The organism is Ramlibacter sp. bp-362, assembly GCF_054956735.1.
On sequence record NZ_JBUDXE010000009.1, the window covers coordinates 180,806 to 203,066 of the forward strand.

Here is a 22,261-nt window from a genome sequence, read left to right on the forward strand (position 1 = left end):
TGGCGGCTAGAATGAGTTTCCACGTGTTTCCCATGGGCTGAAGTGACTCTCAAAAAGCTGGGACGGTACGAAGTGCTCCGGGTCCTCGGCAAGGGTGCCATGGGCGTGGTGTACGAAGGCCGCGATCCCAACCTGGATCGGCGCGTCGCCATCAAGACGGTCAAGGTCGAGAACCTGTCCGAGGAAGCGGCGTCCGAGTACGAGCACCGCTTCCGCACCGAGGCGCGCTCCGCCGCGCGCCTGCAGCACCCCAACATCGTCAGCGTCTACGACTCCGACCGCGACGCCGACTGCGCCTTCCTGGTCATGGAGTACATCCAGGGGGACGACCTCAAGCACCACCTCGACCGCGGGGTGCGCTACACGCTGGAGCAGTCGCTCAAGATCATCCGCGACCTGCTCAGCGCCCTGGACTACGCCCACAAGCAGGGCATCATCCACCGCGACATCAAGCCCGCCAACCTGCTGATCGAGCCGGGCGGCCGGGTCAAGCTGACGGATTTCGGCGTCGCCCGCATCCAGGATTCCGGCGAGGCCACGCGCACCCAGGGCAGCATGGTGGGCACGCTGAAGTACATGGCGCCGGAGCAGGTGCAGGGCCAGAAGATCGATTCGCGCGCCGACCTGTTCTCGGTGGGCGTCGTGCTGTACCAGCTGCTGACGGACAAGCGCCCGTTCGACGGCGACAACGACTTCTCCATCATCCACCAGATCATCGGCCACCAGCCGCCGCCGCCCAGTTCCTTCAACCCGCGCCTGCCCTCGGCGCTGGACGCCGTGGTGGCACGGGCGCTGGCCAAGAACCGCGACGAGCGCTTCGCGACGGCCCGCGACTTCGCGGTCGCCCTCCAGGCGGCGATCCGGCGCGCCGAGGACCAGACGGTGGTGCCGCCGGCCAACCCCGACAAGAAGGCGGCGCCCGATGCGGCCGCCTCGCGCCCGCTCACCACGCCCGGCACCGTGCCGCCCGGCAGCGCCACCACGCCGTCGATCGGCGGGGCCAGCTCGGTCACGCAGGAACTGGAGCTGGTGTACTGGAAGGACGTGAAGGACTCCAGCGATCCCGAGGAGCTGCAGGGCTTCCTTGAGAAATTCCCGGCCGGCATCTACGCCGACCTGGCGCGCCGCCGCCTGCGCAAGCTCTCGGGCGGCGAAGCCACCGTCGTCGGCGGCAGCCAGCCGGGCACGGCGAGCGTGTTCGCCGCAACCCAGTTCCCCGACAGCGAACTCACGCGCCTGCCCACCGCGCCGTCGCGCCCGGCCGTCGCCGGGACGGCCTCGCAGCCGGCCGCGACGCCGGTGCCGCCGCAGCAGCGCCCGGAGGCCGACTACACCGAAACGCAGCCGATCGGGGCCGCCGCCGCGAAGCTCGCGCCAGCCGCCGCGGTCACGCCGGCGCGCAGCCCCGCGCCCATCCCGCCCGCGCCGCAGCCCGCCGCGCCGGTGGTGGCGGCGGCGCCGCGTGGGCGGGACGAGGACGACGACAGCCTGCCGCCGGCGTCCGCGCGCAGGAAGATCCCCGCGGCGGCGCTGGCCGGCATCGGTGCGCTGGCCGTGGCCGGCGTGCTGGCCATGGCGCTGCGCGGTGGCGGCAGCACGGACGCCGCGGCCGGCGCCGCTTCCGCCGCTGCGAGCGCCAGCGCGCCGGCGCTCGCCGCCGCGCCCGCCGCTTCGGCGGCCGCGCCGGCCGACGGCCCGTCGCCCGCGGTGGCCGGCGCCGCCAGCGCGGCACCGAGCGCCGCGCCTGCGCCCGCCACGGCACGGGCGCCCGCCGCCGCGCCCGAACGCCCCACCGCCAAGGCCGAACACCCCACGGCCAAGGCCGAACATCGCAGGGCCGCTCCCAAGCCCCCCGTCCACGCGAGCCCGGCGCCGGCCGCGGCGCCCGAGCCCCGTCCGGCCGCCGTCGCCACCGTGCCCACCCGCGTGGCCCCGGAGCCGCCGCCCGCGCGCCCGCTGCCGCCCCCGGTCGCCACGGCCGCGAACTACCAGGCGGTGGAGCAGTGCCGCGGCAAGTTCTTCCTCTCCAAGGAACTGTGCCTGGCCGAGCACTGCGACAAGGCGGGCGCGCGCAACCACCCGCTGTGCGTGCAGCGGCGCGCCGAGGCCCGCCTGCGCGAGGAATCCAAGATCCGCCAGGGCCCGCAGCAGCAGCCCTGATCCTCTCCTTCTCCCGCTGGCGGGAGAGGGCCGGGGCGAGGGCAGCCTCGCTCAGGTGATGTCGAGCGTGTGCACGCCGAACTGCCCGCGCGCGCGATCGGCGAAAAAGCACTCCAGCGTCTCGCGCACCGTGCGGAAGGCGATCTCCTCCCAGGGGATCTCGTCCTCGGCGAACAGGCGCGCCTCGATCGTCTCGAAGCCGGGCGCGAACACGTCGCTGAGCAGGCGCGCCCGGTAGAACAGGTGCACCTGGCCCACGCGCGGCACGCTCAGCACCGTGAACAGGCCTTCCAGTTCGAACTGCGCGCCGGCTTCCTCGGTCGTCTCGCGCGCCGCGCCTTCCGCCGTCGTCTCGCCCAGTTCCATGAAGCCGGCCGGCAGCGTCCACTTGCCCCAGCGCGGCTCGATGTTGCGCTTGCACAGCAGCACCTTGTCGCCGAGCACGGGCACGGTGCCCACCACGTTCAGCGGGTTCTCGTAGTGGATGGTGTCGCAGGCCGGGCAGACGGCGCGCTCGTGCGTGTCCCCGTCGTCCGGCAGGCGGTAGACGACGGCGGCGCCGCAGTTGCGGCAGTGCTTGATGGGCGTGCGGAAAAGGCTCACGGAACAAGAAGAAGGGCTCCCCGGGGAGCCCTTGCCTTGGCGGTCACCCGAGTTTAGGCCTTGGTGGTCCGGGTGTGCTTCTCGATCAGCTTCTTCGCCGTGTCGAGCAGCTTGCGGCCGTCGTAGCCGCGCTTGTTCATGTCCTCCACCCACTCCACCTCGATCTGGCGCGAGCGGCGGCGGAATTCCTGCGCCTCCGTCGGGCTCACGGTGAAGATGGTGTTGCCGCGCTCCTGCGCCGCCTTGCGGCCGGCGATGTCGCCGTGCTGCTGCACCTTGCCCAGCCAGCCCGAGGTGGCCATGCCGGAGTTGGCGTCGATCACCTTCTTCAGGTCGGGCGGCAGCGAGTTGTACTTGGCCTTGTTCATGGCCATCACGAAGGTCGTGGTGTAGAGCGCGCCGCCGGCCGGGTCGAACTCGGCGTGGTACTTGGTCAGTTCGTGCACCTTGACCGAGGGCACCACCTCCCAGGGGATCACGCAGCCGTTGATCGTGCCCTTGGAGAGCGCGTCCGGGATCTGCGGCAGGGGCATGCCCACCGGGATGGCGCCGAGCGAGCCCACCAGCTTGGTGACCTGGCGCGTGGGGGCGCGCACCTTCAGGCCGCGCATGTCGCCGACGTTGTGCACCGGCTTGTTCTCGGTGTGGATGCAGCCGGGGCCGTGCACCTGCAGGGCGATGACCTGCGTGTCCTTGAATTCGTCCGGCGCCATGGTCTGCACGTATTCCCAGTAGGCCTTGGAGGTGGCCTCGGCGTTGGACATGATGAAGGGCAGCTCGAACACCTCCACGCGCGGGAAGCGGCCGGTGGTGTTGCCGGGCAGCGTCCAGATCACGTCGACGACGCCGTCGCGGGCCTGGTCGTACAGCTGCACGGGCGTGCCGCCCAGCTGCATGGCGGGATAGGCCTCGAACTTGATGCGGCCGCCGGAGTCCTTCTCCACCTTGTCCATCCAGGCCTTGTGCATGTTCAGCCAGACGTTGGACGTCGGGGCCATGAAGGTGTGGAACTTCAGCGTGACGGACTGCTGCGCGAAGCCGGCGAGCGAGGAGCCGCCCAGCGCCGCGGCGGCGCCGGATTTCAGGAGGGTGCGACGGGCGATCATTGTGGTTCTCCGAAAAGCGGGATGCGTCGAAGCTACCGGATCGGCGCGGCGAAGGTTAGCGGGGTTTCCCTGCGGTGGGGTTCGCTGCGCTCACCGTCCGCCGGCCTGCGGCCGGCGCCACCCTACGGCGGCGCGATGTTCGTAGGGTGGTGGTGAGCGAAGCGAACCCCACCGCAACGCATCAACTCACGAACTTCACGAACCAGAGCGAGATCGACGGGAAGAACAGCAGCAGCAGCGTGCGCAGCGTGTCGCTCACCAGGAAGGGCATCACGCCGCGGTAGCTCTCGCCGATGGGGATGTCCTTGGCCATGCCGTTGACGACGTAGACGTTCAGCCCCACGGGCGGCGCCAGCAGGCCGAAGCCCACCGTCATCAGCACCATGATGCCGAACCAGATCGCCGTCGCTTCCTTGCCCATGCCGAAGTCCAGCGACATCACCATCGGGAAAAAGATCGGGATCGTCAGCAGGATCATGGAGAGTTCGTCCATCACCGCGCCCAGCACGACGTAGAACAGCAGGATCGCCGCGACCACCGCCACCGGCGACAGGCCCCAGCTGCCCACCAGCGTCGCCAGCTGCGCCGGCACCTGCGTCAGCGCCAGCGCGGCGTTCATCAGGTCGGCGCCGATGAAGATCATGAAGATCATCGCGCTGCCTTCGGCCGTGGCGTAGAAGCAGTGCTTGAACTTCTGCCACGTCATCTCGCCCTTGAACAGCGCCGCGAGGAAGGTCGCCGCCGCGCCGACGGCCGCGCCCTCGGTCGGCGTGAAGAAGCCGCCGTAGATGCCGCCGAACACCAGCGTGAAGATCAGCGCGATGGGAACGACGCCGCCGAGCGCCCGCCACGTCATGCGCGAGGCCTCGTCCTGCTCGGGCGCGTGCCCCGGCACCAGCCGCACGTACACGGCGATGGCGATCATGTAGCCCAGCATCGCGATCGCGCCCGGGATCATCGCGGCGGCGAACACCTTGGCGATGTTCTGCTCCGCCAGGATCGCGTAGATCACCAGCGGCACCGAGGGCGGGATCAGGATGCCCAGCGTGCCGCCGGCGGCGAGCGTGCCGGTGGCGAGCCGTCCGGAGTAGCCGTGGCGCTTCATCTCCGGCAGCGCGACCGACGTGATGGTGGCGGCCGTCGCGACCGAGGAGCCGCAGATCGCGCCGAAGGCGGCGCAGGCCATCACGGCCGCCATCGCCAGGCCGCCGCGGAAGCGCGCCATCACGGCGCTGGCGAACTCGAACAGCGAGCGCGAGATGCCGCCCTGGGTGGCGAAGTGCCCCATCAGGATGAACAGCGGGATCACCGACAGGTCGTAGCTGGCGAAGCGCGCGAAGGCCTGCGCGTTCAGGAAGCTCTCCAGCGGCGCCAGGCCGGACTGCAGCACGTAGCCGACGCAGCCGGCGATGAACATCGAGATGGCGATCGGCGTGCGGATCGCCATCAGTCCCAGCATGATCGCGAAGATCAGCGCGCACAGTGCGATCGGGCTCACTCCTCGACCTCCGGCCCGAAGCCCAGGATCCCCTGCCACAGCCCGATCACGGCCGTGAGGACCAGCGGCGGCACCATGAAGGCGTACACCACCCACTCGGGGAAGCCGAGCATCATGGTGGTGGAGTGCGCGTTCCAGGAGCTCAGGCCGCCCAGGATCGTGCGCCAGGCGAGGAAGGCGACGGCGAGGCCCAGGAGCAGGGCGCCCAGGCGGTCCAGGCGCGCGTTGGTGCGCGCGCTGCACTTCGCGGTGAAGAAGTCCACGATGATGTTGCCGCGCCTCGCCTGGCACCAGGGCAGGAACAGCGCGATCGCCGCACCGGCCGCGACGCCGGTGAGTTCGAAGTCCCCGACCAGCGTCCACCCGTTCGTGTTGCGCCCCACCAGGCTGGCGCAGGTCATGAGGGTGACGCCGGTCAGGATCAGGCCGGCGAGGATGGCGCAGGCCTTCGCCAGCAGGTCCAGGACGCGCAAGGCCGGACTCAGGCCGCCTGGACCTTGAGGCTGATGCCGGTCAGCCCGCCGACGCCGCCCACCAGCGTGTCGCCGGGCGACACGGCCGCCACGCCTTCGGGCGTGCCCGTGTACACCAGGTCACCGGGCTGCAGCTCCCACGCGGCGGACACGTGCTCGATGATCTCGCCGATCGACCAGATCAGCTTGGACACGTTGCTGCGCTGGCGGTCCTTGCCGTTCACCTGCAGCCAGATCTCGGCGTTCTCGATGTCGCCGGCCTCGGCCGCGGGCGTGATGGGGCCGATGGGCGCCGAGGCGTCGAAGCCCTTGCCGATGCACCAGGGGCGGCCCTGCTTCTTCATCTCGCCCTGCAGGTCGCGGCGCGTCATGTCCAGGCCGACGGCGTAGCCCCAGATGTGCTTCTTCGCGTCGGCGGCCTTGATGTTCCTGCCGCCCGTGCCGATGCACGCCACCAGCTCGATCTCGTGGTGGAAGTCCTTGGTGAGGCTCGGGTAGGGCAGGGTGGCCGTCTCGCCGGCGTTCACCACCACGGCGGCGTCGCCCGGCTTCATGAAGAAGAACGGCGGCTCGCGGCCGGTGAAGCCCATCTCCTTGGCATGCTCCACGTAGTTGCGGCCCACGCAGTAGATGCGGCGCACCGGGAAGCGCTCGGCGCGGCCCACGACGGGCACGCTCGTGGCGGGCGCGGGTTGGAAGACGTAGCTCATGACAACCTTTCTTCGTTGTGGATGCCCAGCGCCTCGTGGACGGGGCGGTCGGAAAAACTGAACAGGACGCAGCCTGCGGCCGACGACAGCCGCGCAGTGTGCCACGACGGCACCACGAAGTGATCGCGCGGCCCGAAGCGGAAGCGCCACTCCTGCTCGCCCGCGGCGATCGCGACTTCGCCTTCGCCTTCCACGACGCTGTAGACAGCGCCGTCGGTCTGCCGCCAGGGCTTGCCGGCGAAGCCCGCGGGCAGCTTCTGCAGGAAGGTGCCGATGGTGGGCATGGTCCAGCCCCCGGTCTGCGGGTTGACGTAGCGCAGCTTCGTGCCGTCCCAGGCGTCCACCGGCGCGCTGCGCTCCAGTGTCTCCAGCGCCTCGCGGCTGCGGGCGTAGGGATAGCTGAAGATCGGCGAGGTCTTGCCGTAGGGCGCGTCGTGCCGCACCGGCGCCATGTTGTGGCCGTAGCGGGCGAAGCTCGCGCCCTCGGGGCGCGTGACCTTCTGCGACTTGCTGGCGTCGTTCTGCGCGAAGCCGGCGTCGAAGAAGCGGATCATGGGGATGTCCAGGCCATCGAGCCACACCACCGGCGCGTCGGCCTCGTGGCCGTGGTCGTGCCAGGCCCAGCTCGGGGTGATGATGAAGTCGCCCGGGTGCATGGTCGCGCGCTCGCCGTCCACCGCCGTGTAGGCGCCGGAACCTTCGACGATGAAGCGCAGCGCGCTCTGGACGTGGCGATGGCTGGGCGCGACCTCGCCGGGCAGGATCAGCTGCAGGCCGGCGTACAGCGACTGCGTGATCGCCGACTGCCCGCGCAGGTTCGGGTTTTCCAGGATCAGGACGCGGCGCACGGCTTCCTCCGCCGTGATCGCCTCGCCGGCGCGCATCAGGAACGGCCGCACGTCCTCGTACTTCCACAGCGCCGGCACGCAGGGCGTCTTCGGCTGCGGCGGCACCAGCGCATGCAGCACCTCCCACAGCGGCGTGAGGTTGTGCGGGTCCATGTCGCGGTACAGCTGCTGGCGCAGCTGCGCGGTCGGGTGGGGTGCGTTCATGACGTGTCCTTACCAGCTGCGGCCCAGGTAGGCCCCATTGTCTTCCAGCCGCTGCTGCAGCACGGCGACGTCCACGGCGTCGGCCGCGGCCCCGTCCTTCAGCGCGAGGTCGGCGGCCGTGCCGACCGCCTGGCCCATGACGAAGCAGGCGCCGGTGACGCGCGCGGCCGATTGCGCCTCGTGGCTCATGGAGGCGCAGCGGCCCGCGATCCAGACGTTGTCCAGGCCCTCGGGCAGCGTCATGCGGTAGGGCAGGTGGTTGAAGCCGCGGCTTTCCGGGATCTTCGGCCAGCGGAATTCGACGGTGCCCTTCAGGTGCATCTCCAGCGGCCAGCCGTTGACGCCGATCGTGTCGTCGAAGCTGGCGCATTCCAGCACGTCGGGCTCGGTCAGCTGGTAGGCGCCGCGCACGCGCCGCGTCTCGCGGATGCCCACCTGCGGCGCGATGTCCACGATGTAGCAGCTCTCGAAACCGGGCACCTCGCGCAGGAAGCCGGCCACCTCGGCGATCTGGCGGCGGCCCAGGATTTCCGCTTCGCTCAGCTCGCGCGCGTCGGTGCCGTTCATGGCATTGCCTTCGCTGTTGGCCAGCTGGGTGAGGTTGACGCGCCATTCGATGCCGCTCTTCTGCGGCCGCACGATCGGCGCCTTGCGCGGGAAGGTGTAGCGGCCCTCGGCCTCGGCCTGCAGCATCAGCTTGGGGATCACCTCCCACGCCTTGCCGGCGCGCTCCGGGTTGATGCCGTTCACGCGGAACATGGTCGAGGGGTACAGCATGTTGCCGTGGCCGTCGCCCAGCTCGTAGGGCGCGCCGGCCCAGGCGGCGAGGTCGCCGTCACCCGAGGCGTCGACGAAGGCGCGGCCCACGACGGCGAAGCGGCCCGACCTGGTCTCCACCAGCAGGGCGCGCACGCGCCGCGCGCCGTCCATGACGACGCCGGCGCCCAGGGCATGGAACAGCACCTCGACGCCGGCCGACAGCAGCAGGTCGTCGGCGGCGATCTTGTAGGCGGCCGTGTCGTAGGCCTGGGCGACCGTCTTGCCGAACAGGGCGTGCGGCTGGTTCAGGCCGCCGAGGCGGTCGATGCGTTGCAGCAGGTCGTCGGCGACGCCGTGCACGACCTGGCGGATGTCGCCGTGCACGTTGGCGTGCAGGCCGCAGAAATTGGTCACGCCGGCGGCGGTGCCCATGCCGCCGAGGAAGCCGTAGCGTTCGATCAGCAGGGTCTTGCGGCCGGCGCGGCCGGCGGCCACGGCCGCGGCGATGCCGGCGGGGCCGCCGCCGAGGACGACGACTTCGTATTCGCCCCAGACCGGGGTCTGGCGCGCGGGTTCGGTGAGGGAAAGGGGCATGGGGATGCTAAGCATACATAGCAACCCGGGCCCCGGCAAGGCGGGCGCGCCGCTACACTGCCGCGCATGGCGAGGAGCTTCGATTTCCGGCATGCGCCGGGCCACCTGATCCGGCGGGCCCACCAGGTCTCGGTCGCGATCTTCATGGAGGAGACGGCCGGCTTCGAGGTCACGCCGGTGCAGTTCGCGATCCTCAACGCGCTGATCGAGACGCCGGGCGAGGACCAGGTGACGCTGGCGCGCCGCGTCGCCTTCGACGCCGCCACGTTCGGCTCGGTGATCACGCGGCTGGAGGCGCGCGGCTGGGTGCGGCGCGAAGCCGACCCGTCCGACCGCCGCCGCAAGCGGCTGTGGGTCACCGACAACGGCGCGGAAGCGGCGCGCCGCATGAAGCGCTCGGTGGGCAAGGTGCAGTCGCGGATCCTCGAGCCCCTGAGCGACGCCGAGCGCGCGCAGCTGATCGCCTTGCTGGGCCGCCTCGTGGCCGGGCACGAAGGCGAAGCGGCGCTCGATTTGTAAGTTCCACTTCCGCTTGTACCCACGGCCCACCTGCCGGGCTGGCTCCTCTATGGTGGCTGCTGCATTCAATCGCAAGGAGGAATCGATGCAGAAGCAACAACACCTGCGCCATCTCGCCCTGGCCTTCAGCGCCAGCGCCCTGCTGCTGGCGGGCTGCGCCAACGACGGCACCGGCATGAGCGACACGGGCAAGCGCACCGCCATCGGCGCCGGCATCGGCGCGCTGGCGGGCGCGGCCATCGGCGGCAACACCAAGGGCGCGCTCATCGGCGCGGGCGTCGGCGCCGCGGGCGGCTACATCTGGTCGCAGCACATGGAGCAGAAGAAGCAGGCGATGCAGCGCGCCACCATGGGCAGCGGCGTGGCCGTGGTGCAGACGCCCGACAACCAGCTGAAGCTGGAAGTGCCGAGCGACGTCTCGTTCGCGACCGGCCGGGCCGACATCAACCCGCGCCTGCGTCCCATCCTCGACCAGTTCGCCAGCGGCTTGGCCAACCAGCCCACCACCGAGGTGCGGATCATCGGCCACACCGACAGCACCGGCACCGACGCGCTGAACCAGCGCCTGTCGCTCGAGCGCGCCGAGTCGGTGCGCGACTACCTGGTGGCGCGCGGCGTGCGCGGCGACGCGATCCAGGTCGCGGGGCGCGGCGAGCACGAACCGGTGGCGGACAACAGCACCGAGGCGGGGCGGGCGAAGAACCGGCGGGTGGAGATTTTCCTGGGGGAACGCGCGAACGTCGCGGGGCGGTAGGGAGTGGAGAGAGCTGGGGTTCGGGCCTTGCCCTCACCGCCAGCCTACGGGACGTTGGCGCCTCGTAGGCTGGCGGTGAGCCGCAGGCGAACCCCAGCTTGCTAGTGCTGCGCCTCCGGCAAATCGACGGTCAACCCGTCCAGCTCCTCCGTCAACACGATCTGGCAACTCAATCGGCTGTTCTCCCGGCGCTCCGCCGCCGTGAAAGCGAGCATCCCGACTTCATCCGCGCTCGGCGCGGGCAGCCGCGCCGCGAACGGCTCGCGCACGTACACGTGGCAGGTCGCGCAGGTCATCAGCCCGCCGCAGTCGGCTTCGATGCCTTCCACGTCGTTCTTCACGGCGGCCTCCATGAGGCTGCCCTTGGGTTTCACTTCGAGCGTGGTCTGGCCGCCGTCGGCGGCCACGAGGTGGATGCGGATCATCAGATGCGGCCGAAGTATTCGCGGCGCTGGAATTCGTCGCGGTCCTCGGCGGCGTCGAAGCGCTGCTGCTCGGACCGCTTGATGCGGTGGAAGTAGTCGACGAAGGCGGGCCCGAAGGATTCGCACAGCAGCGCGTCGGCCTGCAGCGCGTCGAGCGCCTCGCCCAGGCTGGACGGCAGCATCTCGCCGCCGCCGGCATAGGGCGCGTCGGTGGCCGGCGGCGCCTTCAGTTCGCGCGCGATGCCGTCCAGGCCCGCGTGCACCTGCGAGGCGAAGTAGAGATACGGGTTGGCCGCCGGTTCGCCGATGCGGTTCTCGATGCGCGTCGCCTCGTCGCCGCAGCCGCCGACCACGCGCAGCATGGCGCCGCGGTTGTCGCGTCCCCACAGCACGGCCTGCGGGGCGAGGGCGTTCGGGCGGAAGCGGCCGAAGCCGTTGGCCGTGGGCGTGCAGAACACCGCCATGCCGCGCGCATGCGCCAGCAGCCCGGCGAGGTAGTGCTCGCCGGTCGCGGACAGCGTGTGCGCCGCCTGCGAGGCATCGCTGCCCGGCTCCGGCGCCTCGCGCCGGAACACGTTGCGGCCCGTGCGCGCATCGCACAGCGACTGGTGCAGGTGCCAGCCGCTGGACATGATGTTGGGGAAAGGCGGCCGGCACATGAAGGTGGCGTGGTAGCCGGCGCGGCGCAGCGCCATCTTCACGGCATTGCGGAACAGCACCATGTTGTCGGCGGCCGTGAGCGCGTCGGTCGCGTCTAACACGGCCTCCACCTGGCTGGGGCCCAGCTCGATCTCCAGCGACAGCAGCGGCAGGCCCAGCGCCTGCGCCGTGTGCTGCACGATGCGCAGCGGCTCCTCGGTCTGGTCGAACCAGGCTTCGGCGAGCAGGTTGTAGCCGGGATGGACCAGGCTCACCGCCGGCGGCGGGCCCGGCCACGCGGCCTGCATCGGGTCGAGCTGCGCCTGCGTGTCCTGCAGCTTGTAGATGTGGAACTCGACTTCCAGCCCGCACTTGAGCGTGAAGCCCGCGTCGGCGAGGCGCGCCAGCGCCCGCTGCAGCACGCGGCGCGTGTCCAGCTCCACCGGCTGCCCGTCCTGGAACCAGGGCTGCGCCCGCACCCAGCCCGTGCCCGGCGTCCACGGCAGCTCGCGGAAGCTCTCCGGGTCGGCCAGCAGCAGCAGGTTGTTGGCCGGGCCGAAGCCGGGCAGCGAGTCCGTGCCGCCGGGTTCGAACACCTTGAAGGCGGTACGGTCCGACGTGTCCTTCAGCATCAGCGTGCTGACCATGCCCACGCCCTCGCGCAGCGCGCGTTCGACGGCCGATGCGACCAGCGTCTTGCCGCGCAGGACGCCGTGCAGGTCGCACCAGCCGAAGCGCACCAGCTCCAGGCCGCCATCGGCGATGCGGCGGCCCAGGCGCGCCACCGCCTGCTCTCGCGCGGCGTCGTGGATGCCGCAGTCCTGCGCGAACCCGCTCACGAGGCCGCGGCCTCTTCGCGGGCCTTGGCACCCTGCAGCCAGGGCGCGCCCGCGCGCTTGGCCTGCACGCGTTCCTGCCACCAGGTGCCCCAGGTGCCTGCCGGCGCGATGCCGTCCACCGTGTCGGGCCCGCGCATCTGCGCGGCCAGCGCCGGATCGGCCACGCCGGGCGGCGTGCCGCCGGCCTGCACCGTCTCGATCGCCTTCAGCAGCATGCGCCGGTTGGCCATGATCACCTTGTCGCTGGTGCCCAGGTGCTCGCGCGTGCGGTCCTGGATCGCGCCCATGCTTTCCACGGCCCACTGGTCGTGCACGTTGATGTCTTCCTCGCCCATGCCCAGGAAGGTGCGCGAGCGCTGCTCCTCGGCGTCGAAGCCCCAGTTGTCGTGGCGCCCGGACTTCGGGATGTAGTCGGGCAGTTCGATGAACTGGAGCCGCTGCTGGCGCATCGCCTCCTTGTCCACCGGGCCGGCGAAGCTGGTGAAGATCGAGTACCAGTAGGTGCGCGTGTCGTCCACCGGCACGTGCATCTGCGTGATGGTGAGCGTCTCCGACAGCGGGATCACGAAGGTGTGCGGGAAGATCGCGTTGGTCACGCGCACGTGCGTCAGCTCCTCCGTCATCGGGCGCAGCGCCGTCAGCTGCAGGCCCCAGGGCTTGTTCTCGTACGAGATCTCCGGCTGGTGGAACTCGCGCATGATCCGCGTCATCGGCCACTTCTCGCCGCCGAAGGCGCCGGCGCTGGCACTGCGGAACTGCCGGCCGGCCGCGTTCTCGCCCACGCTGTCCAGCGCCGCGTCGTTGAGGAAGCGGTGCTGGAAGGACGGGTGCGCCGGGTCGATGCCGACCTCGAAGGCCTGCAGCCAGTTGCAGTGCCACAGGCCCTTGAAGGCGAAGGTGTGCGTGGCCGGCGCGGCGAAGCAGTCGAAGGCGGGGAAGGGCGGCGGCTCGCGGCCTTCCTCGCCGAACCAGGCGAACAGCACGCCGCTCCTTTCCACGACCGGGTAGCTGCGCTGCTGCACGCGTTCGCACAGCTTGCTGCCCGCGGGTTCGGCCGGCGTTTCCAGGCAGCGGCCGGTCGCGTCGAACTTCCAGCCGTGGAAAGGGCAGCGCAGGCCGTCGCCCTCGTGCCGCCCGAACGAGAGGTCGGCGCCGCGGTGCGGGCAGTCGCGATCGAGCAGGCCCCAGCGCCCCGACGCGTCGCGGAACAGCACGAGGTCCTGCCCCAGGATGCGCAGCGCCTTCAGCGGCCGCTGCGCCATGCGCGGATCGAGCCGCGGTTCGAATTCGTCGACCAGGGCCACCGGCTGCCAGTAGCTGCGCATCAGGTCGCCGCAGGGCGTGCCGGGGCCGATGCGGGTGAGGAGTTCGTTCTGTTCTGCTTTCATGCGGAGAGCTCGTTTCTCAGTTGCGCCGCGCACAGTTGCACGGCGACGCCGGCCTCGTCGATGACGCGGCCCATGGGGATGAAACCGTGGATCTGCCGTTCGAAGTTCACCAGCGCGGCACGGTTGCCCGCCGCCGACAGCGCCTGCGCGTACTGCAGGCCCTCGTCGCGCAGCGGATCGTAGCCCGCCGTCAGCACGAAGGCCGGCGGCAGCTTCGCATGGTTCGCGTGCAGCAGCGGCGAGGCGCGCCAGTCCAGGTCGTGCGAGCCATCCACGAGGTAGTGGTCATGGTAGTAGTCCATGCTGTCCTTCGTGAGCAGGTAGCCTTGGCCGTTGGCCGTATGCGAGGGCCAGCCGCGGCGCTGGTCGGTGGCCGGGTAGATGAGCAGCTGGAAGGCGATCGGCAGGTCGCCCGCATCGCGCGCGGCCAGCGCCACGACGGCGGCGAGGTTGCCGCCGGCGCTGTCGCCGCCGACGGCGATGCGCTTCGGGTCGACCCGCAGGGTCGCGGCCTGGGCATGGACCCAGCGCGCGGCGGCGAGCGCGTCGTCCACCGCGGCCGGGAAGCGGTGCTCGGGCGCGAGGCGGTAGTCCACCGCGACCACCGCGCAGCCCGACTGGTTGCACAGCTGGCGGCACAGCACGTCGTGCGTGTCGAGGTCGCCGATCACCCAGCCGCCGCCGTGGTAGTACACGAGCACGGGGAGCACGGCGTCCCCGCGGGCGCCCGCGGGACGGTAGGAACGCAGGGGAATCGGGCCGGCCGGGCCGCGCGCCTCGAGGTCGCGCACGGATCCGACGTCGGGCGCGTCCGGCTGCGTGTAGGCGCGGCGCTGCCGGTACATTTCGCGCGCCTCGGCGGGCGCCAGCGTGTGCGTCGGGGGCACGCCCCGCTCTTCCATCAGGCGCAGCAGCGCCTCGGCCTGGGGATGCAGCATGCTCGTCTCCTGCGTTGGGCCGCAGTGTAGGGGAGAGCGGCGCAGGCTGCCGCGGCGCGCGGCGGCGCGCTTCAGCGCGCGAGGTAGCCGCCGTCGACGGGGTAGTAGCTGCCGGTCACGAAGGAAGCGGCCGGCGAGCTGAGCCAGAGCACCAGCTCCGCGACTTCCTCCGGCTGGCCCAGGCGCCCCATGGGGTGCTGCGCGACCAGCTGGCGGTGCGTCGCCTCGTCTTCTTCCAGCTTCGTGATCAGCGGCGTGTGGATGAACGCGGGCCCGACGGCGTTGATCCGCAGTCCCTGCTGCGCGTATTCGAGCGCCGCTGACTGGGTGAGGCCCACCACGCCGTGCTTGGCGGCGCAGTAGGCGGGGGCGCCGGCCATGGCCACGGCCCCGAGGATGGAGGCCATGTTGACGATCACGCCGCCGCCTGCCGCCAGCATGGCGGGGATCTCGTGGCGCATGCAGTAGAAGACACTGGAGAGGTTCACGGCGATCACCTTGTCCCAGCCCGCGACCGGGTATTCGCCGGTGGGCGCGCTGTCGCCGCCGATGCCCGCGTTGTTGCAGGCGATGTCCAGCCGGCCGTAGTGCGCGACGGCCTGCTCGACCAGCCGGCGGCAGGCCTCGGCATCGGCGACGTCGGTGCGGATGAAGTGCGCCTCGCCGCCCGCCGCGGCGATCATGGCCTGGGTCTCCGCGCCCTTGGCGGCGTCGAGGTCCGACAGCACGACCTTGGCGCCGGCCCGGGCGTAGGCCAGCGCGATGGCGCGGCCCAGGCCGGAGGAAGCTCCGGTCACGAGGGCGATCCTGGAAGCAAGCTGCATGGCGGTCTCCGGTTGCTGCGGACATGATCCGCCGGGCGCCAGGCGGGCGCTGTAGGAGCAGGGCGGCCCGCGCCGGTTTATGCTTGCCCCGATGAAGCTGTACAACTACTTCCGCTCTTCCGCGTCCTTCCGCGTGCGCATCGCGCTCGCGCTCAAGGGCCTGCCCTACGAGTACCTGCCCGTGCACCTGGTCAAGGGCGAGCACAGGCAGGACAGCTACGCCGCCGTCTCGCCTTCCGGCCTGGTGCCCACGCTGGAGACGGACGACGGCCAGCTGCTGGGACAGTCGATGGCCATCATCGAGTACCTGGACGAGACCCACCCCGCGCCGCCACTGCTGCCGCGCGACGCGCTGGGCCGGGCGCAGGTCCGCGCGCTGGCCCAGCTGGTCGCCTGCGAGATCCACCCGCTCAACAACCTGCGGGTGCTGAAGTACCTGGTGCGCGAGCTGAAGGTCGACGAGGAGGCCAAGAACACCTGGTACCGCCACTGGGTGCGCAGCGGCCTGGAAGCCTTCGAGGCCGAGCTCCGGCGCCTGCCCGCCGGCACCTACTGCTTCGGCGACACGCCCACGCTGGCCGACTGCTGCCTGGTGCCGCAGATCTTCAACGGCAAGCGCTTCGACGTCGATTTCGGCGGGCTCACGCGCACCATGGCCGCCTTCGACGCCTGCATGAAGCTGCCCGCCTTCCAGCAGGCGCAGCCCTCCGCCTGCCCCGACAACGAGGCCTGAGCGCATGACGCCGCAGTGGCCCGCCCCGGCCGGCGTGCGCGCCTTCTGCAGCGAGCGCGCCGGCGGCGTCTCGGCGCCGCCCTGGGACTCGCTGAACCTGGGCGAGCACGTCGGCGACGACCCGCGGGCGGTGGCCGAGAATCGCCGCCGCCTCGCCGCGGAGCTGCAGGCGAAACCCGTGTTCCTGAAGCAGGTGCACGGCCGCGGCGTCGTGCGCCTTCGCGAGGCCACGCCCCACGGCACCGAAGCGGATGCCTGCTGGACCACGGCGCGCGGCATCGCCTGCACCATGATGGTGGCCGACTGCCTGCCCGTGCTGCTGGCCGACCGCGCGGGCCGCGTCGTCGCCGCGGCGCACTGCGGCTGGCGCGGACTGGCCGGGCCGGACGGCTCGGGCGTGCTGGAGGCGCTGTGGTCGCAGATGGCGCCGCGGGCCGGCGCGCCGAGCGGCATGCTCGCCTGGCTGGGCCCCTGCATCGGCCCGGACGCCTTCGAGGTGGGCCCCGAGGTCCGCGAGGCGTTCCTGGCCCGCGATGCCGGTGCGGCCGCGCTGTTCCGTCCGCACGGCGGGGGCAAGTTCCTGGCGGACCTGCCAGGCCTCGCGCGCCGCCGATTGCAGGCGCTCGGCATCACGGACCTGCACGGCAACGACGGCAGCCCGGCCTGGTGCACCGTCTCCAACCCCTCAAGGTTCTTTTCGCACCGGCGGGATCGCGTCAGCGGCCGCTTCGCCGCCGGCGCCTGGCTCGCCTGAGGCGCCCGCCTCGCGCCGGGCGCGGCGGGCCCGCCGCGCGCGTCCGCCCATGAGGTAGACCAGCAGCGCCACGGGCGCGACGCCATAGAGTAGAAACGTGAATATGGCGCCGAGGACGGTGCCGCCCGGATGGGTGGCTTCGGCCACGGCCATCATCACCGCGACGTAGAGCCAGGCGGTGGCGGCGATCAGCACGCGTCCACCCCCGGTTGTATGTTGCACCGCAACATGGATGATGGGATACTGCAATCCCCCTCGAACAAGGCAGCAGGAGACATCGCATGCATTCTGACGCGGACCGGCCGGCGATCTCCTTCGCCCCCGAGAAGCTGCAGGCACTGCAGCAGGCCTACCTGCGCGAGGCCGGCGCGCTGTGGAACCAGGGACTCGCGCCGCGGGCGGCGCCGGCCGACAAGCGCTTCGCCGCCGACGCGTGGTCGCGGAACCCGGTCGCCGCCTTCTCCGCCGCCGTGTACCTGCTGAATGCCCGCACGCTGCTGGGCCTGGCCGAAGCGGCCGAGACCGACGCCAAGACCAAGGCACGCCTGCGCTTCGCCGTGGAGCAGTGGATGGCCGCCTCGGCGCCGAGCAACTTCCTGGCGCTGAACCCCGAGGCGCAGCAGAAGGCGCTGGAGACGCAGGGCGGGAGCATCGCGCGCGGCGTGCAGAACCTGCTGGCCGACCTGCGGCAAGGCCACCTCTCGATGACCGACGAGAAGGCCTTCGAGGTCGGGCGCAACGTGGCGACCACCGAGGGCGCGGTGGTGTTCGAGAACGAGCTGTTCCAGCTGATCGAATACAAGCCGCTCACGAAGCAGGTCTACGAGCGGCCCTTCCTCGTGGTGCCGCCCTGCATCAACAAGTTCTACATCCTCGACCTGCAGCCGGAGAACTCGCTGATCCGCTACCTCGTGGAGCAGGGCCACCGCACCTTCGTCATGAGCTGGCGCAATCCCGACGCCTCGCTGGACGACAAGACCTGGGACGACTACATCGCCGACGGCCCGCTGGAAGCGATCTCGGTCGTGCGCGAGATCGCGGGCGCGAAGCAGGTCAACGCGCTGGGCTTCTGCGTGGGCGGCACGCTGCTCGGGACGGCGCTCGCGGTGCTGGCGGCGCGCGGCGAGAAGCCGGTCGCGTCGGCGACGCTGCTGACCACCTTCCTGGACTTCGCCGACACCGGCGTGCTGGACCTCTTCGTCGACGAGGACGCCGTGCGCTTCCGCGAGCTGCAGATGGGCCGGAAGGGCCTGATGAAGGGCCAGGACCTCGCGTCCACCTTCAGCTTCCTGCGGCCGAACGACCTGGTGTGGAACTACGTGGTGGGCAACTACCTCAAGGGCGAGACGCCGCCGCCCTTCGACCTGCTGTACTGGAACAGCGACTCCACCAACCTGCCGGGCCCGATGTACACCTGGTACCTGCGCAACACCTACCTGGAGAACAACCTGGTGAAGCCGGGCAAGGTGAAGGTGTGCGGCGAGCGCATCGACTTCGGCAAGGTGGACCTGCCCGTCTACATCTACGGCTCGCGCGAGGACCACATCGTGCCGGTCACCGGCGCCTATGCCTCGGTCAAGCACCTGCCCGGGAAGAAGCGCTTCGTGATGGGCGCATCGGGCCACATCGCCGGCGTGATCAACCCGCCGGCGAAGAACAAGCGGTCCTTCTGGACCAACGAGAAGCTGCCGGCCACGCACGCGCAGTGGCTGGCCGGCGCGAAGGAACATCCCGGCAGCTGGTGGCCCGACTGGTCGGCCTGGCTGGCGCCGCACGGCGGCAAGCGCATCGCCGCGCCCAAGGCCTGCGGCAAGGGCGCGAAGTACAAGGCGATCGAGCCGGCGCCGGGAAGGTATGTGAAGGCGAAGGCCTGAAGGAGAGAACCATGGAAGACATCGTCATCGTTTCCGCCGTCCGCACGCCGGTCGGCAAGTTCGGCGGCTCGCTCGCCAAGGTGCCGGCGCAGGAGCTGGGCGCCATCGTGATCAAGGAGGCGCTCGCGCGCGCGAAGGTCGATCCTTCGCAGGTCGGCGAAGTGATCATGGGCCAGGTGCTCGCGGCCGGCTCGGGGCAGAACCCGGCGCGGCAGGCGGCGCTGAAGGCCGGCGTGCCGAAGGAGGTGCCGGCGCTCACGATCAACGCCGTGTGCGGCTCGGGCCTCAAGGCCGTGATGCTGGCGGCACAGGCGATCGCCTGGGGCGACAGCGAGATCGTGGTGGCCGGCGGCCAGGAGAACATGAGCGCGGCGCCGCACGTGCTGATGAATTCGCGCGAGGGCCAGCGCATGGGCGACTGGAAGATGGTCGACTCGATGATCGTCGACGGCCTCTGGGACGTCTACAACCAGTACCACATGGGCGTGACGGCGGAGAACGTGGCGAAGCAGTTCGAGATCGACCGCGCCGCGCAGGACGCGCTGGCGCTCGCGAGCCAGCAGAAGGCCGCCGCCGCGCAGGACGCCGGCCGCTTCCGCGACGAGATCGTGCCGGTGCCCATCCCGCAGAAGAAGGGCGACCCGGTGCTGTTCGACACCGACGAATTCATCAACCGCAAGACCAGCGCCGAGGCGCTGGCCGGGCTGCGGCCGGCTTTCGACAAGTCGGGCACGGTCACGGCGGGCAATGCCTCGGGCATCAACGACGGCGCCGCGGCCGTGGTGGTGATGAGCGCGAAGAAGGCGGCGGCCCTGGGCCTGAAGCCGCTGGCGCGCATCGCGGCCTTCGGCACCTCGGGCCTGGACCCCGCCACGATGGGCATGGGCCCGGTGCCGGCCTCGCGCAAGGCGCTGCAGCGCGCCGGCTGGAAGATCGAGGATGTGAACCTGTTCGAGCTGAACGAGGCCTTCGCCGCGCAGGCTTGCGCCGTCAACAAGGAGCTGGGCATCGACCCGGCCAAGGTGAACGTCAACGGCGGCGCGATCGCCATCGGCCACCCCATCGGCGCTTCCGGCTGCCGCATCCTGGTGACGCTGCTGCACGAGATGCAGCGGCGCGAGGCGCGCAAGGGCCTGGCGGCCCTGTGCATCGGCGGCGGAATGGGAGTTTCCCTTGCGGTGGAACGCCCCTGAGCGCGCAGAATCGATCGTCCCCGCGAGAGCGTAACGGCAAGGAGAGGAACATGGCCCAGAAAGTGGCATACGTGACCGGCGGCATGGGCGGGATCGGCACCGCGATCTGCCAGCGCCTGCACAAGGAAGGCTTCAAGGTGATCGCCGGCTGCGGCCCGACGCGCGACCACGGCAAGTGGCTGGCCGAGCAGGCGGCGCAGGGCTACACCTTCCACGCCTCGGTCGGCAATGTCGGCGACTGGGATTCGACCGTCGCGGCCTTCAGCCAGGCGAAGGCCGAGCACGGCGCCATCGACGTGCTGGTGAACAACGCCGGGATCACGCGAGACCGCATGTTCCTGAAGATGACGCGCGAGGACTGGGACGCGGTGATCGGCACCAACCTGAACTCCATGTTCAACGTCACCAAGCAGGTGGTGGGCGACATGGTGGAGAAGGGCTGGGGCCGCATCATCAACATCTCCTCGGTCAACGGCGAGAAGGGCCAGGCCGGCCAGACCAACTATTCGGCGGCGAAGGCGGGCATGCACGGCTTCACCATGGCGCTGGCGCAGGAGCTCGCGGCCAAGGGCGTGACGGTCAACACCGTGAGCCCCGGCTACATCGGCACCGACATGGTCAAGGCGATCCGCCCGGACGTGCTCGACAAGATCGTGGGCACCATCCCGGTGCGCCGCCTGGGCGAACCGGGCGAGATCGCGTCGATCATCGCCTGGCTGGCGAGCGAGGAAGGCGGCTACTCCACCGGCGCCGATTTCTCCGTCAACGGCGGCCTGCACATGCACTGAGCGCTCCCTCTCCCGCCTGCGGGAGAGGGCTGGGGTGAGGGCGTGCCGGAGGGCACTGCCCTCAGGTCACCATGTCTTCGATGACCAGCGCCCGGTATTTCTGCCCGTACGACACCGGGCAATCCTTCAGCAGCGCCATCACGCGCTCGGAGTCCTCCGTCTTCGGCGCGTGCACCATCAGCCCGTGGTGACCCTGGGCCGCCAGATCGGCGAACCGCCGTGCCGTGTCGCCCTCGCTCCCGGGGGACGGCAGGATGGCGTCGTCGCCGGCCGCGCCGCCCAGCTCGCGGCGGATGTCCTGCGGCGTCATCAGCATCATCGCGTCCTCGGCGATGCCCTGGCTCGCCAGCAGCCGCGCCGCCTCCCGGGCCTGCTGCTCGCCGGGGAGCATCAGCACCATCCAGCCGGTGGGATAGAACACGCCGCGCATGGTCTTCATGTCGGAATCGAGATGAAAAGGCCTCATGGGCACTCCTTTCCTGGTCTTCCCGCCATTCGAGCGTGCACGGCCGGGCAAGGGTGTAGTCGGGTGCGGGAGGCGGGGGTAGGGCTGCGCGTACAGTCGCGGGAGTGATGGAAAGAGAACGAGACTGGCGCCTCAGCGTGGCACCGATGATGGACTGGACCGACCGGCACTGCCGGTTCTTCCACCGCCTGCTGAGCAAGCGGGCGCGCCTCTACACGGAGATGGTGACCACCGGCGCGCTGCTGCACGGCGACGTGCCCCGCCACCTGGACTACGACGCCTCGGAGCACCCGCTGGCCCTGCAACTGGGCGGCAGCGAGCCGGCCGACCTGGCGGCCTGCGCGAAGCTGGGGGTGCGGTGGGGGTACGACGAGATCAACCTCAACTGCGGCTGCCCCAGCGAGCGGGTGCAGCGCGGGGCCTTCGGCGCCTGCCTGATGGCCGAGCCGCGGCTGGTGGCCGATTGCGTGAAGGCGATGGTCGATGCGGTGGACGTGCCGGTGACGGTGAAGCACCGCATCGGCATCGACAAGGTTGAGAGCTACGAGTTCGTGCGGGACTTCGTCGGCACGGTCGGGGAGGCGGGCTGCCGGGTGTTCGTGGTGCACGCCCGGAATGCGTGGCTGAAAGGCTTGTCGCCCAAGGAAAACCGGGAGGTGCCGCCGCTGCGCTACGAGCTGGTGCACCAGCTCAAGCGCGAGTTCCCGCAGCTGGTGATCGGCATCAACGGCGGGATCACCAGCGACGACGTGGTGGCCGAGCAGCTGCGCGAACTGGATGGCGTGATGATCGGCCGCGAGGCCTACCACCACCCCTGGTGGCTGGCGCGCTGGGACGAGCTGTTCTACGGTGAGCCGGCGAACGGGCTGCAGCGGGAGCAGGTGGAGGAGGCGATGGTCGCGTACATGGAGCGCGAGCATGCGGAGCGCGGGACGCCGTGGCATTCGATCGCGCGGCACATGATGGGGCTGTACAACGGGTTGCCGGGGGCGAGGAGGTGGCGGCAGGTGTGGAGCGATCACAGGCTGAAGGGGGAGCCGCCGCGGGAGGTGATGCGGCTGGCGCACGCGGGCTGACGGCGCGGCGGTGGGGTTCGCCTGCGGCTCACCGCCACCCTACGAATACCGGGTTGCGTCAGGGCGCCGAAATGCTTTAAACTTAAAATATCTAGG

Annotated in this window: 23 protein-coding genes; 9 read left to right on the plus strand and 14 right to left on the minus strand. The window is 70.7% G+C overall.

Annotated elements, in window-relative coordinates; genetic code table 11:
• Positions 1-42 precede the first annotated feature (42 nt).
• On the plus strand, positions 43-2,160 hold the full coding sequence (locus ACY0MJ_RS15005) for a serine/threonine-protein kinase (protein WP_462639281.1): 2,118 nt from the start codon (positions 43-45) through the stop codon (positions 2,158-2,160).
• A 51-nt stretch (positions 2,161-2,211) separates the two neighbouring features.
• Here ACY0MJ_RS15005 and ACY0MJ_RS15010 read toward each other — a convergent pair whose 3' ends face one another.
• From ACY0MJ_RS15010 to ACY0MJ_RS15040, 7 genes are all read right to left on the minus strand, one after another.
• Positions 2,212-2,763: an NUDIX hydrolase gene (locus tag ACY0MJ_RS15010; RefSeq protein WP_462639282.1), complete on the minus strand. Its 552-nt coding sequence runs from the start codon at positions 2,761-2,763 to the stop codon at positions 2,212-2,214.
• Positions 2,764-2,816: 53 nt separating this feature from the next.
• A complete protein-coding gene (locus ACY0MJ_RS15015; RefSeq protein ID WP_462639283.1) occupies positions 2,817-3,869 on the minus strand; it encodes a TRAP transporter substrate-binding protein in 1,053 nt (350 codons plus the stop codon).
• A gap of 181 nt (positions 3,870-4,050) precedes the next feature.
• A complete protein-coding gene (locus ACY0MJ_RS15020; protein ID WP_462639284.1) occupies positions 4,051-5,367 on the minus strand; it encodes a TRAP transporter large permease in 1,317 nt (438 codons plus the stop codon).
• Positions 5,364-5,840, minus strand: coding sequence for a TRAP transporter small permease (locus tag ACY0MJ_RS15025; protein ID WP_462639285.1), 477 nt, complete (start codon positions 5,838-5,840; stop codon positions 5,364-5,366). The genes ACY0MJ_RS15020 and ACY0MJ_RS15025 overlap by 4 nt, the downstream gene beginning before the upstream one ends.
• Before the next feature lie 8 nt (positions 5,841-5,848).
• A complete protein-coding gene (locus ACY0MJ_RS15030; protein WP_462639286.1) occupies positions 5,849-6,550 on the minus strand; it encodes a fumarylacetoacetate hydrolase family protein in 702 nt (233 codons plus the stop codon).
• Positions 6,547-7,602, minus strand: coding sequence for a gentisate 1,2-dioxygenase (gtdA, locus tag ACY0MJ_RS15035; protein WP_462639287.1), 1,056 nt, complete (start codon positions 7,600-7,602; stop codon positions 6,547-6,549). The genes ACY0MJ_RS15030 and gtdA overlap by 4 nt, the downstream gene beginning before the upstream one ends.
• A 9-nt stretch (positions 7,603-7,611) precedes the next feature.
• Positions 7,612-8,955, minus strand: a complete 1,344-nt coding sequence (locus tag ACY0MJ_RS15040) for an FAD-dependent oxidoreductase (protein ID WP_462639288.1) — start codon at positions 8,953-8,955, stop codon at positions 7,612-7,614.
• Positions 8,956-9,021: 66 nt separating this feature from the next.
• Here ACY0MJ_RS15040 and ACY0MJ_RS15045 point away from each other — a divergent pair, with 66 nt between their 5' ends.
• Complete coding sequence (locus ACY0MJ_RS15045) at positions 9,022-9,474, plus strand: MarR family winged helix-turn-helix transcriptional regulator (RefSeq protein ID WP_462639290.1); 453 nt, start codon at positions 9,022-9,024, stop codon at positions 9,472-9,474.
• 85 nt (positions 9,475-9,559) lie between these two features.
• Complete coding sequence (locus ACY0MJ_RS15050) at positions 9,560-10,228, plus strand: OmpA family protein (RefSeq protein WP_462639291.1); 669 nt, start codon at positions 9,560-9,562, stop codon at positions 10,226-10,228.
• Positions 10,229-10,329: 101 nt separating this feature from the next.
• On the opposite strand, the gene ACY0MJ_RS15055 is transcribed toward ACY0MJ_RS15050, so the two are convergent.
• From ACY0MJ_RS15055 to ACY0MJ_RS15075, 5 genes are all read right to left on the minus strand, one after another.
• Entirely contained in the window at positions 10,330-10,653 is a 324-nt protein-coding gene (locus ACY0MJ_RS15055) for a 2Fe-2S iron-sulfur cluster-binding protein (protein ID WP_462639292.1), read from the minus strand.
• A complete protein-coding gene (locus ACY0MJ_RS15060) occupies positions 10,653-12,131 on the minus strand; it encodes a glutamine synthetase family protein (protein ID WP_462639293.1) in 1,479 nt (492 codons plus the stop codon). Before ACY0MJ_RS15060 ends, ACY0MJ_RS15055 begins: the two co-directional genes overlap by 1 nt.
• The gene (locus tag ACY0MJ_RS15065) at positions 12,128-13,519 is read right to left on the minus strand and encodes a Rieske 2Fe-2S domain-containing protein (protein WP_462639294.1); all 1,392 of its coding nucleotides are present in this window, start codon (positions 13,517-13,519) and stop codon (positions 12,128-12,130) included. The genes ACY0MJ_RS15060 and ACY0MJ_RS15065 overlap by 4 nt, the downstream gene beginning before the upstream one ends.
• Positions 13,516-14,457: an alpha/beta hydrolase gene (locus ACY0MJ_RS15070; RefSeq protein ID WP_462639295.1), complete on the minus strand. Its 942-nt coding sequence runs from the start codon at positions 14,455-14,457 to the stop codon at positions 13,516-13,518. The genes ACY0MJ_RS15065 and ACY0MJ_RS15070 overlap by 4 nt, the downstream gene beginning before the upstream one ends.
• Before the next feature lie 71 nt (positions 14,458-14,528).
• Positions 14,529-15,281: an SDR family NAD(P)-dependent oxidoreductase gene (locus ACY0MJ_RS15075; RefSeq protein ID WP_462639297.1), complete on the minus strand. Its 753-nt coding sequence runs from the start codon at positions 15,279-15,281 to the stop codon at positions 14,529-14,531.
• A 91-nt stretch (positions 15,282-15,372) separates the two neighbouring features.
• Between ACY0MJ_RS15075 and maiA the strand changes: the two genes are divergently transcribed.
• Positions 15,373-16,014: a maleylacetoacetate isomerase gene (maiA, locus tag ACY0MJ_RS15080; protein ID WP_462639298.1), complete on the plus strand. Its 642-nt coding sequence runs from the start codon at positions 15,373-15,375 to the stop codon at positions 16,012-16,014.
• A 4-nt stretch (positions 16,015-16,018) separates the two neighbouring features.
• Positions 16,019-16,768 (plus strand): peptidoglycan editing factor PgeF, encoded by a 750-nt coding sequence (gene pgeF / locus ACY0MJ_RS15085; RefSeq protein ID WP_462639299.1) that lies wholly within the window; start codon positions 16,019-16,021, stop codon positions 16,766-16,768.
• Here the strand turns inward: pgeF and ACY0MJ_RS15090 are convergent.
• Positions 16,700-16,924: a hypothetical protein gene (locus ACY0MJ_RS15090; protein WP_462639323.1), complete on the minus strand. Its 225-nt coding sequence runs from the start codon at positions 16,922-16,924 to the stop codon at positions 16,700-16,702. The genes pgeF and ACY0MJ_RS15090 overlap by 69 nt on opposite strands.
• A gap of 125 nt (positions 16,925-17,049) precedes the next feature.
• Here ACY0MJ_RS15090 and phaC point away from each other — a divergent pair, with 125 nt between their 5' ends.
• From phaC to phbB, 3 genes are read left to right on the plus strand one after another with little or no spacing between them, the layout of a single operon-like run.
• Positions 17,050-18,642: a class I poly(R)-hydroxyalkanoic acid synthase gene (phaC, locus tag ACY0MJ_RS15095; RefSeq protein ID WP_462639300.1), complete on the plus strand. Its 1,593-nt coding sequence runs from the start codon at positions 17,050-17,052 to the stop codon at positions 18,640-18,642.
• An 11-nt stretch (positions 18,643-18,653) separates the two neighbouring features.
• Complete coding sequence (locus ACY0MJ_RS15100; protein ID WP_462639301.1) at positions 18,654-19,835, plus strand: acetyl-CoA C-acetyltransferase; 1,182 nt, start codon at positions 18,654-18,656, stop codon at positions 19,833-19,835.
• A 50-nt stretch (positions 19,836-19,885) separates the two neighbouring features.
• Positions 19,886-20,623, plus strand: a complete 738-nt coding sequence (gene phbB / locus ACY0MJ_RS15105) for an acetoacetyl-CoA reductase (RefSeq protein WP_462639302.1) — start codon at positions 19,886-19,888, stop codon at positions 20,621-20,623.
• A gap of 61 nt (positions 20,624-20,684) precedes the next feature.
• Here phbB and ACY0MJ_RS15110 read toward each other — a convergent pair whose 3' ends face one another.
• The gene (locus ACY0MJ_RS15110) at positions 20,685-21,089 is read right to left on the minus strand and encodes an RNA-binding protein (protein WP_462639303.1); all 405 of its coding nucleotides are present in this window, start codon (positions 21,087-21,089) and stop codon (positions 20,685-20,687) included.
• A gap of 107 nt (positions 21,090-21,196) precedes the next feature.
• On the opposite strand from ACY0MJ_RS15110, the gene dusA reads away from it, so the two are divergent.
• Positions 21,197-22,165: a tRNA dihydrouridine(20/20a) synthase DusA gene (dusA, locus tag ACY0MJ_RS15115; protein ID WP_462639304.1), complete on the plus strand. Its 969-nt coding sequence runs from the start codon at positions 21,197-21,199 to the stop codon at positions 22,163-22,165.
• Positions 22,166-22,261: the final 96 nt, after the last annotated feature.

Excerpts from the sequence above, each read along its gene's own strand:
- maiA (WP_462639298.1), top strand. The coding sequence starts at position 15,373 with ATGAAGCTGTACAACTACTTCCGCTCTTCCGCGTCCTTCCGCGTGCGC.
- dusA (WP_462639304.1), top strand. The coding sequence starts at position 21,197 with ATGGAAAGAGAACGAGACTGGCGCCTCAGCGTGGCACCGATGATGGAC.
- ACY0MJ_RS15075 (WP_462639297.1), bottom strand. The coding sequence starts at position 15,281 with ATGCAGCTTGCTTCCAGGATCGCCCTCGTGACCGGAGCTTCCTCCGGC.
- ACY0MJ_RS15040 (WP_462639288.1), bottom strand. The coding sequence starts at position 8,955 with ATGCCCCTTTCCCTCACCGAACCCGCGCGCCAGACCCCGGTCTGGGGC.
- phbB (WP_462639302.1), top strand. The coding sequence starts at position 19,886 with ATGGCCCAGAAAGTGGCATACGTGACCGGCGGCATGGGCGGGATCGGC.
- ACY0MJ_RS15070 (WP_462639295.1), bottom strand. The coding sequence starts at position 14,457 with ATGCTGCATCCCCAGGCCGAGGCGCTGCTGCGCCTGATGGAAGAGCGG.
- ACY0MJ_RS15050 (WP_462639291.1), top strand. The coding sequence starts at position 9,560 with ATGCAGAAGCAACAACACCTGCGCCATCTCGCCCTGGCCTTCAGCGCC.
- phaC (WP_462639300.1), top strand. The coding sequence starts at position 17,050 with ATGCATTCTGACGCGGACCGGCCGGCGATCTCCTTCGCCCCCGAGAAG.
- pgeF (WP_462639299.1), top strand. The coding sequence starts at position 16,019 with ATGACGCCGCAGTGGCCCGCCCCGGCCGGCGTGCGCGCCTTCTGCAGC.
- ACY0MJ_RS15030 (WP_462639286.1), bottom strand. The coding sequence starts at position 6,550 with ATGAGCTACGTCTTCCAACCCGCGCCCGCCACGAGCGTGCCCGTCGTG.
- ACY0MJ_RS15055 (WP_462639292.1), bottom strand. The coding sequence starts at position 10,653 with ATGATCCGCATCCACCTCGTGGCCGCCGACGGCGGCCAGACCACGCTC.
- ACY0MJ_RS15090 (WP_462639323.1), bottom strand. The coding sequence starts at position 16,924 with ATGATGGCCGTGGCCGAAGCCACCCATCCGGGCGGCACCGTCCTCGGC.
- gtdA (WP_462639287.1), bottom strand. The coding sequence starts at position 7,602 with ATGAACGCACCCCACCCGACCGCGCAGCTGCGCCAGCAGCTGTACCGC.
- ACY0MJ_RS15100 (WP_462639301.1), top strand. The coding sequence starts at position 18,654 with ATGGAAGACATCGTCATCGTTTCCGCCGTCCGCACGCCGGTCGGCAAG.
- ACY0MJ_RS15045 (WP_462639290.1), top strand. The coding sequence starts at position 9,022 with ATGGCGAGGAGCTTCGATTTCCGGCATGCGCCGGGCCACCTGATCCGG.
- ACY0MJ_RS15015 (WP_462639283.1), bottom strand. The coding sequence starts at position 3,869 with ATGATCGCCCGTCGCACCCTCCTGAAATCCGGCGCCGCCGCGGCGCTG.
- ACY0MJ_RS15110 (WP_462639303.1), bottom strand. The coding sequence starts at position 21,089 with ATGAGGCCTTTTCATCTCGATTCCGACATGAAGACCATGCGCGGCGTG.
- ACY0MJ_RS15065 (WP_462639294.1), bottom strand. The coding sequence starts at position 13,519 with ATGAAAGCAGAACAGAACGAACTCCTCACCCGCATCGGCCCCGGCACG.